This window comes from Flavobacterium mesophilum (assembly GCF_039581405.1).
Classification (GTDB): domain Bacteria; phylum Bacteroidota; class Bacteroidia; order Flavobacteriales; family Flavobacteriaceae; genus Flavobacterium.
Genome location: NZ_JBCPXZ010000004.1, coordinates 445,273 through 460,637, shown reverse-complemented (window position 1 = coordinate 460,637; position 15,365 = coordinate 445,273). Strand labels below are relative to the sequence as shown.

Genomic DNA, 15,365 nt, shown 5'->3' with positions numbered 1-15,365 from the left:
CATCCCGATAGCTGTCGGGAAGCAGAGAACTATTTTTCTAACCATAAAACTAGCTTCTTAAAGATATTTAAGAATCACGGTTTTCGGGTTAGAAAAATTAGTTTTTTAAGCAACAGCTAAAATCAACATTACGAATTATTTTTAACGAGACTATTTTATAACGAACCTACACTCAATTGGAAATACTAATTATATTTTTTCTAATTCTATTAAACGGAGTTTTCTCCATGTCTGAAATCGCTTTGATTTCGGCCCGTAAAAACAGGCTTGAAACTGCTGCGAAAAAAGGCAACAAAAGTGCTAAAACGGCACTCGATTTAGCCAATTCCCCAAATAAGTTTTTATCGACAGTACAAATCGGAATTACTTTAATTGGAATTTTGACCGGTATTTATAGTGGCGATAAAATTACATTAGATGTAGAAGGATTTGTTGCTGGATTTGCAGTTTTAAAACCATACGCACATTCAGTTGCAGTAGGAATTGTAGTTGTAGTTCTGACTTTCTTCTCATTGGTTTTGGGAGAATTGCTTCCAAAACGAATCGGATTAAATTATCCAGAATCAATTGCAAAAATGGTGGCAATGCCAATGAAAGTCATTTCGATCATCACGGCACCTTTTATTTGGCTTTTGACTACTTCGACTGATTTTTTATTGAATATTTTTCAAATAAAACCAACAGCTGACGGAAAAGTTACCGAAGAAGAAATTAAAGCGATTATCAAGGAAGGAACCGAAGTTGGTGAAGTTCAGGAAATCGAACAAGATATTGTAGAACGTGTTTTTCACATTGGAGATCGAAAAGTAAGCTCATTAATGACACACCGAAAATCGGTTGACATGTTGCCTTTAAATGCTGATAAAGTCAAAATCAAAGAATTGGTCGTTCAGGATTTGCATGCGGTTTATCCCGTTTATAAAGACAATTATGATGATATTGCTGGTGTTGTTACATTAAAAAATATTTTCGCGCATATTGAAAATGATAATTTCGACTTGGCTTCAATAATGTACGAAGCGCCTTATTTGATGGAACAAACTACTGCTTATAAAGCGTTGGAAAATTTCAAAAAAACAGGAGTACATTATGCTTTGGTTTCAGATGAATATGGTGTTTTTCAAGGTATGATTACGTTGAATGATATTTTAGAAGCTTTAGTAGGCGATGCAGCAGAATTCTATAAAGATGAATTCCAACTAATCGAAAGAGAAGACGGTTCATGGTTAGTTGACGGACATTATTCGTTGCATGATTTCTTGACTTATTTTGAGTTGGACGAATTGACAAACGATTACGAAGTAAACACCGTAAGCGGTATGATTATGACTGAGCTTTCTCATATTCCAAAAGAAGGGGAGAAACTGGTTTGGCAGAAATTTGTTTTAGAAGTCATCGACATGGATGGCGTTAAGATTGATAAAGTGCTTGTAAGAGCATTAAAAGAGTAGAGAAATTTGTTTCAAGTTTAATGTTTCAAGTTTCAGGTTAACAGCAATGTGAGTAAACTTGAAATGTGAAACGTGAAACATGAAACTACACATAAACAAAAACAATGACAGAAGGAAATTTTGTAGATTACGTTAAGATATATGTTTCTTCCGGAAAAGGAGGGAAGGGTTCTACGCATTTACATAGAGAGAAATTTATTGAAAAAGGAGGTCCAGATGGTGGAGATGGTGGCCGTGGCGGACATGTGTATTTAGTTGGAAATAAAGGACTCTGGACATTATTTCATTTAAAGTTTGCGCGTCACATTAAAGCGGGTCACGGTGGAGATGGAGGTTCTGACAGAAGTACAGGTGCAGACGGAGAAGATAAAATCATCGAAGTGCCATTAGGAACTGTTGTAAAAGACAAAGAAACTGGTGAAACACTTTTTGAAATTACGGAAGACGGAGAAAAAAGAATTCTTGCAAAAGGAGGAAAAGGAGGTTTAGGAAACTGGCATTTTAGAAGTTCGACCAACCAAACGCCTCGTTATGCACAGCCAGGTTTGCTTGGTGTCGAAATGGACGTGATTTTAGAGCTTAAAGTTTTGGCAGATGTTGGTTTAGTGGGCTTTCCAAATGCAGGAAAATCTACTTTATTGTCTGTTTTGACTTCAGCAAAACCAAAAATTGCTGATTATCCGTTTACGACATTAAAACCAAATTTAGGAATTGTGGCTTACAGAGATTTTCAATCTTTTGTAATTGCTGATATTCCTGGAATTATCGAAGGCGCTGCTGAAGGTAAAGGTCTTGGGCATTATTTCTTGCGTCATATAGAGCGTAATTCAACTTTATTGTTTTTAGTTCCAGTTGATACGCCAGATATTAAAGCAGAATATGATATTTTAGTTAATGAGTTGACTAAATATAATCCTGAAATGCTAGACAAAGAGCGTCTTGTGGTTATTTCGAAATGTGATATGCTGGATGACGAATTGAAAGCTGAATTGAAAGCGGAATTAGATGTTACTTTCAAAGATGTTCCTTATATGCTTATCTCATCTGTTGCACAGCAAGGTTTGACTGATTTAAAAGATAAACTTTGGAAAATGCTTAACGAATAAATTAGCAATTGAAATTATATTAGAAAAGGTGTTCTGTTTTTCAGAGCACCTTTTTTTATTAGGCAACATGTTAAATTCGTAATAAACGACCAAAAAAACAGAGTCATCTTTAATTTTAAGATAAGTTAAGATTATATAATTGCGAAAAAGGCGTTATATTCGCATCACTTAAATAAAATAACATGAAAAAAATAGTTTTATTCTTGACCATGTGCTTAATGGCTTTTCCTGTAAGAGCTGATGAAGGAATGTGGTTTTTGATGTTTATCGAGAGATTGAACCATAGAGATATGGAGAAAATGGGACTTCAATTAACTGCTGAAGAAATCTATAGTATTAACCATCACAGTTTAAAGGATGCAATTGTTCAGTTTAATGGAGGTTGTACAGCAGAAATCGTTTCAAATAGCGGTTTAGTTCTTACTAATCACCACTGTGGTTATAGCGCTATTGCTGAACTTTCAACTGCAGAACAAAATCATTTGAAAGATGGTTTTTGGGCAAAAAATCGATCAGAAGAATTGAAGCCGAAATCTCTATATGTACGTTTCTTTGTTCGTATGGATGATGTTTCTAAAAGAATTTTGTCTAAAGTAAATGACGCTATGACAGAAACAGAAAGAAACAAAGTTATTCAGCAAGAGATCGCTTTGATTGAAAAAGAGAACAGCGAAAACGGAAAATATACAGTTTCTGTTCGTCCTTTCTTTCAAGGAAATGAATACTACTATTTTGTTTACCAAGATTACACAGACGTTCGTTTAGTGGGAACGCCACCAGAAAGTGTTGGTAAATTTGGTGGAGATACTGATAACTGGGAATGGCCTCGCCAAACGGGAGATTTCTCTATGTTCAGAGTTTACGCTGATAAAGACGGAAATCCTGCTGCATACTCAAAAGACAATGTGCCATTGCAACCAAAACACTATTTGCCAGTTAGCATTAAAGGTGTAAAAGAAAATGATTTTGCAATGATTCTAGGTTATCCAGGAAGAACAAACCGTTGGATGCCAGCTGGAGGAATCGAGCAAAATGTAAAATATGCTTATCCTGCTTGGGTTGAAGGTGCTAAAACTAGCATGGATCAAATGAAAAAGTATATGGATAAAGATGCGACAGTTCGTTTAAATTATGCTTCTAAATATGCTTCGACAGCAAATTACTGGAAAAACCGTCAAGGTATGATCGATGCTTTAACAAAAGCTGGAACAGCTGATGCAAAAGCAGAACAAGAAGATAAATTCTATGAGTGGGCAAGCAAACCTGCTAATAAAGAGAAATACGAAAATGTAATTCCGACAATCAATGATTATTATAGAGAAACGAACTTAAAAGCGCGTCACGATAATTATTTGTCACAAGTTTTACGTACATCGGCGTATGCAACCGGTCCGGCAAATTTAGGAAATGCATTAATTGCGTATTACAAAGAAAATGATGCTAAAAAAGCAGAATTGTTGCCTAAAATCAATGCATTGGTAGAGACTATTTATGGAGATTTTTATGCACCTTTAGAAAAAGATGTTTTAACTGCTCAGTTAAATTTATATGCTGCAAAAGCTGCTGAATATGGACTTGCGCCAGAAATTGCAAAAATGAAAACAGCTAATAATGGTGATTTTACTGCAGATGTAGCAAAAGCGACTGAAATTAGTTATTTTACAAATAAAGAAAAAGTATTAGCATTTTTAGCAGATCCAAAGCCATTGGCAATTGTGCACGATCCGTTGTATATTATTTCTAATGATTTAATGACAAAATACCGTGCTAAAACAGACGATCAAGCAAAAGCTGATGATGGTTTCGCAATTGCTTACAGAAAACTTGTAGAAGGTTTAAGAGAATCGAAATTAAACGCGATTAAATATCCAGATGCTAACTCTACGTTGAGGTTGACTTATGGAAAAGTTCGTGCGTTACCTGCAGATCCTCGTAATGATGCTAAAATCAACAACTATACTACAATGGAAAGTATGGTGAAAAAATACAAAGCAGGAGATCAAGAATTTGATTTACCAGCTCGTTTGTTGGAATTAAACAAGAAAAAAGATTATGGTCAATATGCAGACAAAGCAGGTTATATGCCAATCAATTTCTTGACTGATAACGATATTACAGGTGGTAACTCAGGATCGCCAGTTCTTAACGGAAAAGGAGAATTAATTGGAATTGCTTTTGACGGAAACATCGAAGCTATGGCTGGAGATGTTATTTTCGATTCTAAATTGCAAAGAACGATCAACGTTGATATTCGTTACGTACTTTGGATTATTGACAAATACGCTGGAGCTAAAAACATTATTGACGAATTGACGATTGCGAAATAATTAATTCTGATTTGAAATATTAAACCTAACAGGTTTCTAAAACCTGTTAGGTTTTTTTATGGACTATAATTGTTTAAAATTTTAAACCCGACAGGTTTCAAAAACCTGTCGGGTTTTGTGTTGTTTTGAATGTCAGACTGGGCGGTGTCGAAGCCCTTTACGTAAGCTTCGACACCGCTCAGCCTGACAAAAAAATATTAGATTATTATTTCTTTTTTGGAATTTGGAATTTAAAAATTGGAATTTACTTTTATTCTGATTCCTTTTGTATGACTTGTAAATTCTGGAGCATACATGCTTTGGATGGTTGTAATTCCGTTTGAGAATTCGCCACTATTGTTTACTCGAATATCATATTCTAAAACATAAGTTCCTTTGTTGATTTGATCAAAAAAGAAATGTGTTGCTGCATCTTTTGTATTCATATAATACCCTAATCCATCTTGATACTCATATTCAGAAAGGACATTTACGGGTTCAAAGCAAGAAGCACGCATATCTTTTAAATGAATGTATTCACTATTTTCTTTGGCTGTAATAATTAATCGGACAGTTACTAAATCTCCAATTTTTAAAGCATTGCTACTTGTTATTTTTTCCAGTTTTTCACCTTCAAGAGTGCTTTTCTTTAGAAACAATTCTTTTGAAACAGATAAAACTTCGCCCGAATTATTTTTGATTTTATCCAAATCTTCAAAATACTGCCAATATACACCTCCAAATGCTGGAACTTTAGATTTGTTTTCAATTTTAATGGAAGCCATTTCTTTTTTCACTTCATCGGCTTTCCAATTTAATTTGATGTAGCCTGTTGCCGCCTCTTTTTCGTTTTCAGCTAGTTTTTTGGTCATGATTTTTTCGTCGCCTAATTTTATAACTGTATTATCTTTTACGGAAAGCCAATCTGTTCCTTGCATCAATAAAGCATAAATTGCTTCTGTTGTTGATTTTGTTGTCGGCCAGTTTTTGGTTTGCTTGTTTTTCAACAACCAAACTTTCATTGCATCTACCGATTTGGTATCGTTTGTTACTTCGGCGAAAGCCTCAATCAATAAAGCCTGAGTTTCAATTGGTGCTTGATACCAATACCAACCCGGTTTGTTGGCAATCCAATACATTCCCCAATCTTCGTTGTTTGATGCTGTTTCTTTTAAACTTTCAATGATTTTTTTAGCAGCATCTTTTTCTCCAAAACGATTTAAAGTTATTGCAGCTAAAGCTTTTTCATAAATAGAATAATTCAGCCAGTCTTTTTTAGCTGTTTCCAGATGCAATTTAGTAGCCTTTTTCAAGGTGTCTGATAACGGATATTTTTCCAAATAAAAACTTCTGGTATATAAATAATGCAAATCAGAGTATGGATTAAGCCATATCAATTTATTAGTGCCGTTTAAGTTTTTCGTTCTGGTTTTATAATATTCCAAAAATTTGTTATCAATAAATGGAATTCCGGTTTTGGCTATTTCATTAATTTTGATTTCAATGTCACTGGTTTTGCTGAGCTTTGCTAAATGCCCCAAACCGGCTAAAATATGTCTAGTAATGTATTCGTTTTGTGGACTTCCTTCAAACCACGAAAAACCTCCAGATGCGTTTTGTTTTAGTTTTAGTTTTTCGAAAGTGACTTCTTGAGAAGTTTTCATCTTTTCTAAATCAAACAAAAGAGCCAGATTTTTTTTCTTTATATCTTCATTTTGCGCGTCATTTAGCCAAGGAGTTTCAGCGAGAATTAGAGATTTTAATTCTTGATTTTCTTCTAATTTAGAAATCAGTTTTCCGTTTTTTCTCCAATCTTCAAAAAGCGTTGCAATTTTAGGATTGCTCGAAATGATTTCTGAAGCTAAAGCATTTGAATAGAAACGAGCAAAAGTCTGTTCAGCACATTCATGTTCGTATTCCATTAAATACGGAAGCGATTGAATTGCAATCCAAGTTGGGTTTGAGGTATATTCAAACGTAAATTGATGATTTCTTAAAGTCGTTGAACTATTGTTTTTCAAGTTTTCGAAAGTATATTCTTTAGTTGAATTCTCTCGAACCCAAATCGGAATACTTTCTGTAACCAGCATATTATTGGTTAAAACAGGAAGAATGTTTTCTTCACCATCTGAAAAATTGCCAGCTTTGGCTACAATTTTATATTGAACGCCTTGCAAACCTTCCGGAATCGAAATTGTCCAGTTTGCTGTTGTATTTCCATATGCGGGAATAGTAAAATTTTTGATGTTTTTTGCGTTGAGCATTTTAGCATCTATTGGCTCCATGGTAGTGGCATCAAAAAACTGTAAACTTGCAATTCCTGTTTTCGCGTCGGCGGTAACATTTGAGATTTTGACACTAATGACAATAGTATCTTTTTCTCTCAAGAATCTTGGGAAATTCGGTAAAACCATCAATTCTTTTTGCGTGATGACATTTTTTTCCAAATAACCAGAATCCGCACTTTTATTGTGCGCCAATAAGCGTAATTTCCAAGCGGTCAAAGCCTCAGGAGAAGTAAAATTAAAACTTACATTTCCTTTAGAATCAGTTTTCAAATGTGGATAAAAGAAAGCAGTTTCAGATAGATTTTTTCTTGCTTTTACCTGAGTCAAAGCTTCTAGAGCTTTTTTTGTTGTGATTACAATAACACCGTTTGCGGCTTTGTTTCCGTAAAGTGCTGTCGCTGATGCATCTTTTAGGACATCTAATGATAAAATATCTTTTGGATTTAAATTTGGTATATCGTCCATTATAATTCCATCAACTACATATAATGGAGGAGATCCTGGAATAGTTGATGCTCCTCTAATTCGGACTCCAGCAACTTTTCCAGCTAGAGCATCTGAAATTCCGGCCGTATTATAAACATTATTATCTTCTTCCACGGCACTAGCAGTAACGGGATTGCCTTTAATGGTATGCACTGCACCAGTGAAATCTTTCTTTTTTTGAGAGCCATAACCAACCACAACCACAGCTTCTAATTGATTGCCATCTGGTTTTAAAACTATATTAATTGTTTTGCTGTCAGTAACAATGATAGATTTAGTGTCATAGCCAATGTATGAAAAAACTAGTTCTTCATTTTTAGCCGCTTCAATTTCATAGTAGCCATCAAAATCTGTCGTCGTGCTTCGCTGTGTTCCTTTTACTGTTATTGATACGCCAGGAAGAAGCAATTTGTTTCGGTCACTTACAATTCCTGAAATCATTTTGGCATTTAATGGCTTTTTTATTTTTTTAGTCAGTTGCCTTTGATATTCTTTTTGCAAATAAAGTTGGTTATTTCGGTTATTAAAATCAAATCCAAACCAAATCAATTTGGTGCTTTCATCTTTAAGCGCAACATATTTAGAAGGGGTGTTTAAATTCAGAATTGTAGCAAAGATTCGGTCTGTTCCTAAAAGTGTTTTTGGATTATTTCCGTAATTGTAGTCATAGATTTTTAGGCTATTCCATTCTTTAGTTGTAAACTGGTCTAGAGAGCTGTCGTACATTGAAGCTAATACTTCGGCGCCATTTTTGTTTTGATTTCCGTTTAACTTAAAGGACCAGTTTTCTTTACTTCCCGGTTCTATTTTACTTCTAAATGTTTGGACGTTAAATTTTAGTTCCGGAGTATTTTCTTTTAGGAAGACATAGAGATTGTTTTCGAATCTTTCATTTTCAAAAATACTTTCAAAATTAAAATCGATATTTTCAGTGAAATCTTTTTTAAGAGGAATTTTGATAGTAACTTCATTATTCTGTAGATGATAGGTTTCCTCAGAAAAAGTTTTTCCATTATAAGTTCCTGTTCCTGAAATATATAATTCAGGAATTACAGACTTAAGCTTTATTGTTACAAAGCCATCTTTTTTTGGATTTTCATTGATTTGAAATACAGAAAACAGTTTGCTGGTGTCAAACTTGTCGTTGCTTTGTTTTAAATCAAAATTAGAACTAGTTTCAATCAGGTTATCGAAATTGTCTTTGGCAGAAAACACAATTTTATAGTTTCCTGATTTATAATTTGAAATAAAATCTAAAGCGAGAGTTTTATCTTTCTCGGTGTCAATGCTTTTTGAAAATAGCAATTCCTCTTCTTTGCCTTTTGTTTTAGTATTGATTTCATACGGAAATAACTTTTCAAAATCGGAATCAGATATGCTTTCAATATCCGGTTGCGGAAATGTTCTCGCTTTAAATTTTGGCGAAACCGGACTAACAAGATAAAGTTTTATTTCTCCTTTGACAGGTAAAAATTCACCGTTTAAATTGGTGCTCAAAAGTCTGATTTCGTTTTTGTTTTTAGTTGAAATTGTGCCCGGAACCAAAACCTGAAGTGATAAATCGTGATAGCCAACTTTTAAGGTCGTTACAGAGGAATGCGTTTCGCCATTTATATCGGTAACAGCTGCATTAATTTCGTAAGTGAAAATTGGTAATTTTTCTTTAGGACTATTTGGTGCTGGCGTGGCAGTGAAATCAATACTGAATTTTCCTGATGCATCTGTTTTCGTTTCTCCAGTTGCCAGAACTTCAGCCTTTTCCTGTGGGAAATAATTTCTAAAAAAATAACTTGTATAGCGGGTTACAGTATAAGTGACTGTTGCATCAGAAATTGAAGAGCCAGCAAAAGCTTTCGCGGTTCCTTTTATTTTAACAGGTTGACTGACCTGATAATGTTCTTTTTTTGAATCAAAAGTTACTTCAAATTTTGGGCGTTTATATTCTGCAACTCTAAATTCAAGTTCAGAATTTTGGAAATCTACAATATCCCAAAAAGGATGTTCATCCTCTTTTTTGTCATAAATTTTATCATTTTCGTAGTCATCGGGTTCGTGGGCTGAAATTGTAAAATCACCCAGCAGTCCGTTTTGAGGTAAAATAAATTCACCTGAAAAAGAGCCAAATTCATTTGTAACAACATCGAATTCTTTAAATTCCTGATTGTTTACGTCCTTAATTGAAATGTGAAATGTAGTATAAGGAACAACAGAGGTTTTGTTTTTTACTTTTTGAAAAGCAATTCCTTTGTAATACGCAGTCTGTCCAGGACGATAAATTGCTCGATCCATGTAAAACTCAACTTTTCCCTTGTCTCCAATCCCGTTTTCTATGTTGTATTCGTAATCGTAAACCAAGTAGTTTTTTTGGATATTAAGCGTGTCTCCAATCGTATACAACTGCATTTCTTCATAATTGTAATTGCCTTTTGCCTTTTTGAATACTGCAGTCCCATTTTGATTGGTTTTGATAGTAAAAGACGGTGTTTTTATGGTTACATGCTGCAGTGGTTTTCCTGTTTTTCGATCGAAAACCTGATATTTTTCTAACTTATCGTTTTGCGAAGCCAATACAATAAAATTAGAAACGGTTATCGTATTGTAAGCAAATGCTTTTTTGCTGTTAGAATCAGATTCACTTTCAAAATAAACCAGATAAGATCCTGTTCCAAGTTTTGGCAGTATAAGTTCTGTCGAATATTCTAAATAATTTTTTTTGTTTAAAAGCGAATAGGATTTTGAAATAAATGGCTGTGTTTTGGTCACAATCGAATCTCTTATTTCATTTTTTTCAAGATAAGAGTTGTTCAATTTGGGAATTAGTGCCTGATTAATTCTGAAGAATGAAACTTTTAGATTCTCGACATTTTTATAATGTATAGATGTTCGAGCATTTTGATTATCGTAAATGTATTTCTGAAGTTGTACACTTAAAGTCTTATAAAAAATGTTTTCTCTTTGCTGGACAGCAAGTTTGTAGACGTCCGATTCTTTGTCAGTCTGAAAAATACTATCAAGAATCTTAAGTGCCTGAATATTATAATCAGAATGGTTTTCTTTATTGGCATTTGAATTTAAAAAAGATGCTTTCTCCAATTGAATATTTTGTGTCAAAAAAACGTTGTTTTTCTTCTTTTGTAAAAAAGTTAAAGCTTTTATGTATTCGTCGTCAATGTCGACCAGAAATTTTTTGCAGAACTGAATTCTTTCCCAAAGGTTCTCTACTGTTGGGTTGTAAGTCTCTCGTTTTTGGTAAAGATTTAAGACCATTCTAAGGTCTTTGTTGCTGACAAAGTCAAAATTAAGGTTAGCAAAATCTTTTGATTCTCCTAAAAGATCTTTTTTATAAGGTGTGAAATCACTTTTTTTAATTTCCCACGCACGGATTTTTTTGTTGTAAATACCAATGTTTTCGCCAATTAAATAATCCAACAAATTTTGTTTTTTGAATTTTTCTAAAGTCGAATAATCAAAAATAAGATCATAATTTGTTAAAGGAGTATTTTTTAAAATTGTTTCGTTTTCCAGCGTGCTTTTTAGGCTGGTTCGTATTTCATTTTCAAAAGTATTTTGAGGCCAAGTAAAAAAGTTTTCTTCTTGAATAGTATTGTCGGTTCTCTGTCTTATTTTGTACAGGTTTAGTCCGTAGTAATCATAAATACATTTTGAGTAGACAAGATTCAAAATCGCTTTCGACGGAATTGAAACCAGATTAATGTTAGCTTTAAGATTATTTATGATTTTGCTTTGTGCATTCTCATCCAGAATTTGAAGATATTTCGACTGATAAAAAAAGCATTTTATTATTTGTACTTCGTCTTTCTTAGAAACAGCTTTTTTATAAATATCGGCAACAATTTCATTGGCGGATTTTATTTTTCCTTCCTGTTCTAGAGCAATAACTTTATCCCATTTTTTGTCAGATTGTTGTGCAAAAAGAGCATTTGAAATCAGTAAGAATACAAATAATAGTTTTTTCATAAATGAGTTTTCTTAGATAGATGACGATTTAAGTAAAAAGGTTGGAATCAATTAAAAATATTTTTCGTACAAATTACTAATTTCTGTTTAAAAGCAAAAGATGCATTTTTTATTTCCTTATTTTTGATATATGAAAAAGCTACTACTGTTATTTTTAATTGTTCCAACGTGTTGTTGGTCACAGTCTTTTGAAAGAGCAGAGAAGCTATTTAATGCAAAAAAATATGAAGAAGCGGAGCCTCTTTTTGAAGCCGCTCTAAAAGCAAAACCTTCAGATATAAAAACTCTTGAATATCTAGGAGAAATTGCGGCGCATCAAAAATCTTGGGTAAAAGGTGCTGAATATTTCAAGAAATTAAAAGAATTGAAACCAACTGTTGCCGATTATTTTTTTAAATATGGTGGCTGTCTTGCGATGCATTCTTTAGAAGTGAATAAAATAAAAGCTTTCGGAATGGTAGGCGACATGAAAGAAGCTTTTGAAAAAGCAATTGAACTCAACCCGAAACATGTACAAGCGCGATGGGCATTGATTGAAATTTATTTGCAATTGCCTGGAATTCTGGGCGGAAGCGAATCGAAAGCGCTTGCCTATTCTAATGAGCTAGCGCAATTTTCCCCAATTGACGGATATTTATCAAAAGGCCGAATCGATGAATATTTTAAACGCTATGATGATGCCGAAAAAAATTATAAAAAAGCACATGAAATTGGCAATTCAAAAGTGACGTTTCAAAAATTATATAATTTATATTTGAACAAATTAAAAGAGCCTAAAAAAGCACAGGATCTGAAACGAAAATTTGACGCATAATAATCAAATCTCAAAACTAAATTCGGATTAATAAATTGGAATTTAGAACTTAATAAATTGGAATTTTAAATGAAAACACATTTCATCGCGATAGGCGGAAGTGCAATGCACAACTTAGCATTAGCATTGCATAACAAAGGATATCAAGTTACAGGAAGTGACGATGCTATTTTTGAACCATCAAAATCAAGATTAGAGAAAAAAGGAATTTTGCCAGCTGAATTAGGTTGGTTTCCAGAAAAAATAACTGCTGATATTGACGCCATCATTTTAGGAATGCACGCAAAAGCAGATAATCCAGAATTGCTGAAAGCGCAAGAATTGGGATTGAAAATTTATTCGTATCCAGAATTTTTATACGAACAATCTAAAAATAAAACGCGTGTTGTAATTGGCGGTTCACACGGAAAAACTACTATTACTTCGATGATTTTGCACGTAATGCATTATCATAATATTGCTGTTGATTATATGGTTGGCGCGCAGTTGGAAGGTTTTGATACGATGGTGCATTTGACAGAAGAAAATGATTTTATGGTTTTGGAAGGTGATGAATATCTTTCTTCTCCAATTGACAGACGTCCGAAATTCCATTTATATCAGCCAAATATTGCTTTGATTTCTGGAATTGCTTGGGATCACATCAATGTGTTTCCAACGTATGAAAATTATGTAGAGCAGTTTGAGATTTTCATTGGAAAAATTACAAATGGAGGGATTTTGGTTTACAACGAAAATGATCCAGAAGTAAAACGAGTAGCTGAAGCAGCAACAAACCCGATTCGAAAATTGGCTTATTCGACTCCAAATTATAAGGTAAGCGACGGAGTAACTTTATTAGAAACTCCTGAAGGTGATATGCCGATTGAAGTTTTTGGAGCACACAATTTGAATAATTTGGCTGGAGCCAAATGGATTTGCCAAAATATGGGCGTCGATGAAGCTGATTTTTATGAAGCAATTGCAAGTTTTAAAGGCGCTTCAAAACGTTTAGAAAAAATTGCTGAAGGAAAAGGAAAAGTTGCATACAAAGATTTTGCACATTCGCCAAGTAAAGTTGCAGCAACAACAAAAGCGGTTAAAGAACAATATCCAAACAGAACTTTGGTGGCTTGTTTGGAACTTCATACATACAGCAGTTTAAATGCCGAATTCTTAAAAGAGTATGAAGGCGCATTAGAATATGCAGATGTTGCAGTAGTTTTCTATTCACCAGATGCGGTGAAAATTAAACAACTAGAAGAAGTGACTTATGATCAAATCGCAAAAGCGTTTAATCGTGAAGATCTTGTGATTTATACAAATCCTGCTGAATTCAAAGAATATTTATTCAACTTGAATTTAGATAATTCAGCGCTTTTATTAATGAGTTCTGGAAATTACGGAGGATTGAATTTTGACGAAGTGAAAGGATTGATTGAGTAATTAGTCAATTAGATAATTAGAAAAATGTGTCAATTGTTATGCAGTTGGCACATTTTTTTATTTGAAATAAGAATTGAAAGATATTTCTTTCTTTTTAAATATCTTCGCTTTTTGAAAATTTGTTTTAATATGGAAAAATCTCATTTCCCAATTACCAATTGGTCAGAAGATGATAGGCCTCGTGAGAAATTAATGTTGAAGGGGAAAAATGCTTTAAGCGATGCCGAATTGATCGCAATTCTAATTGGTTCAGGAAGCCGAAATGAATCGGCGGTGGAATTGAGCAAGAGGATTTTGGCAAGTGCGGACACTTTAAATATTTTGGGAAAAATGTCGATTTCTCAATTAATGAATTTTAAAGGAATAGGAGAGGCAAAAGCGATTGCAATTATTGCAGCACTTGAACTTGGGCGTCGTCGACGTGCCGAAGATGCTGTAGAATTGATTAAAATTACGTCGAGCAAATTGGTTTTTGAATTGATGCTTCCTATAATTGGTGAATTGGCACATGAAGAGTTTTGGGTACTTTTTCTGAATAATTCCAATAAAGTAATTTCAAAATCGCAATTGAGCAAAGGCGGTATTACAGGAACTATTGTTGATGTTCGTTTGGTTTTTAAATTGGCGCTTGAAAATGGAGCTACTAGCTTGATTTTGTGTCACAATCACCCGTCTGGAAATGTATTGCCAAGTGAAGCCGATAAACAAATTACAAAACGAATCAAACAAGCAGGAGAGAGTTTAGATGTTAAAGTTTTGGACCATTTGATCATAACTGAATCAAAATATTATAGTTTTGTAGATGAAGGAATTTTTTAGATTATGAATACCATTATTACCGACGTCTTTTTTGATTTAGATCATACACTTTGGGATTTTGACAAGAACTCAGAAATGGCTTTTGACCGCATTTTCAAGACAAAATTTCCAGAAATCAAAACTGAGGATTTTATTGAGAAATACATCCCAATTAATCAGTCTTGCTGGAAGTTATATCAAAACGATGAAATAACTCATGTTGAATTGCGTTACAACAGATTAAAGTTTTCTTTTGATGCGCTGAATTATGAAATTTCAGATGAAAATATAAACGAAATCGCAAATGACTATATCGAATTTTTGACAGACAATAATCATCTTTTTGAGGGAGCCATCGAGGTATTAGAATATCTTAAACCAAAATACAGACTGCATATCATCACAAATGGTTTTGCAAAAGTTCAGGATAAGAAAATCAATAATGCGTCGCTTTCAGGATATTTTGACACCATTACAAATTCGGAATTGGCTGGTGTTAAAAAACCAAATAGTATTATCTTTGATTATGCGGTTAATTTGGCTCAAGCATCAAAAGAAAATAGCATCATGATTGGTGACTGCTTAGATGCTGATGTCAATGGTGCATTAAATGCCGGTTTGGATGCCATTTTCTTTAATGAGAAAAAAATTGATGTTGCTCAAAATATTAAACAAATAAACCATTTATTAGAACTTAAAAAATATTTATAATG

General features: G+C 33.5%; 8 protein-coding genes. 7 read left to right on the top strand and 1 reads right to left on the bottom strand.

From position 1 onward, the window contains the following. The first annotated feature begins 176 nt into the window (after positions 1 to 176). The 3 genes from AAYQ19_RS15305 to AAYQ19_RS15295 all read left to right on the top strand — a co-directional run bounded on the left by AAYQ19_RS15305 (position 177) and on the right by AAYQ19_RS15295 (position 4,884). The gene (locus AAYQ19_RS15305) at positions 177 to 1,451 is read left to right on the top strand and encodes a hemolysin family protein (RefSeq protein ID WP_343537406.1); all 1,275 of its coding nucleotides are present in this window, start codon (positions 177 to 179) and stop codon (positions 1,449 to 1,451) included. Positions 1,452 to 1,555: 104 nt separating this feature from the next. After that, positions 1,556 to 2,557, top strand: coding sequence for a GTPase ObgE (gene obgE / locus AAYQ19_RS15300; RefSeq protein ID WP_343537405.1), 1,002 nt, complete (start codon positions 1,556 to 1,558; stop codon positions 2,555 to 2,557). A gap of 182 nt (positions 2,558 to 2,739) precedes the next feature. Beyond that, positions 2,740 to 4,884 carry a S46 family peptidase gene (locus AAYQ19_RS15295; protein WP_343537403.1) on the top strand — a complete coding sequence of 715 codons (2,145 nt, stop codon included), beginning with the start codon at positions 2,740 to 2,742 and terminating at the stop codon, positions 4,882 to 4,884. Between the two features lie 230 nt (positions 4,885 to 5,114). Here AAYQ19_RS15295 and AAYQ19_RS15290 read toward each other — a convergent pair whose 3' ends face one another. Beyond that, positions 5,115 to 11,615 (bottom strand): alpha-2-macroglobulin family protein, encoded by a 6,501-nt coding sequence (locus tag AAYQ19_RS15290; protein WP_343537402.1) that lies wholly within the window; start codon positions 11,613 to 11,615, stop codon positions 5,115 to 5,117. A 130-nt stretch (positions 11,616 to 11,745) separates the two neighbouring features. Between AAYQ19_RS15290 and AAYQ19_RS15285 the strand changes: the two genes are divergently transcribed. The 4 genes from AAYQ19_RS15285 (at position 11,746) to AAYQ19_RS15270 (ending at position 15,363) form a co-directional block, all read left to right on the top strand. Continuing rightward, on the top strand, positions 11,746 to 12,429 hold the full coding sequence (locus AAYQ19_RS15285; RefSeq protein WP_343537400.1) for a tetratricopeptide repeat protein: 684 nt from the start codon (positions 11,746 to 11,748) through the stop codon (positions 12,427 to 12,429). 69 nt (positions 12,430 to 12,498) lie between these two features. Continuing rightward, positions 12,499 to 13,854, top strand: coding sequence for a UDP-N-acetylmuramate--L-alanine ligase (locus tag AAYQ19_RS15280; RefSeq protein WP_343537398.1), 1,356 nt, complete (start codon positions 12,499 to 12,501; stop codon positions 13,852 to 13,854). A 129-nt stretch (positions 13,855 to 13,983) separates the two neighbouring features. Then, on the top strand, positions 13,984 to 14,673 hold the full coding sequence (radC, locus tag AAYQ19_RS15275; RefSeq protein WP_343537397.1) for a RadC family protein: 690 nt from the start codon (positions 13,984 to 13,986) through the stop codon (positions 14,671 to 14,673). 3 nt (positions 14,674 to 14,676) lie between these two features. After that, the gene (locus AAYQ19_RS15270; protein WP_343537396.1) at positions 14,677 to 15,363 is read left to right on the top strand and encodes a YjjG family noncanonical pyrimidine nucleotidase; all 687 of its coding nucleotides are present in this window, start codon (positions 14,677 to 14,679) and stop codon (positions 15,361 to 15,363) included. The last annotated feature ends 2 nt before the right edge of the window (positions 15,364 to 15,365 follow it).

Bases quoted from the DNA above. Each gene is read 5' to 3' on its own strand.
- obgE (WP_343537405.1), top strand. From the start codon at position 1,556: ATGACAGAAGGAAATTTTGTAGATTACGTTAAGATATATGTTTCTTCC.
- AAYQ19_RS15295 (WP_343537403.1), top strand. From the start codon at position 2,740: ATGAAAAAAATAGTTTTATTCTTGACCATGTGCTTAATGGCTTTTCCT.
- AAYQ19_RS15290 (WP_343537402.1), bottom strand. From the start codon at position 11,615: ATGAAAAAACTATTATTTGTATTCTTACTGATTTCAAATGCTCTTTTT.
- AAYQ19_RS15285 (WP_343537400.1), top strand. From the start codon at position 11,746: ATGAAAAAGCTACTACTGTTATTTTTAATTGTTCCAACGTGTTGTTGG.
- AAYQ19_RS15280 (WP_343537398.1), top strand. From the start codon at position 12,499: ATGAAAACACATTTCATCGCGATAGGCGGAAGTGCAATGCACAACTTA.
- radC (WP_343537397.1), top strand. From the start codon at position 13,984: ATGGAAAAATCTCATTTCCCAATTACCAATTGGTCAGAAGATGATAGG.
- AAYQ19_RS15270 (WP_343537396.1), top strand. From the start codon at position 14,677: ATGAATACCATTATTACCGACGTCTTTTTTGATTTAGATCATACACTT.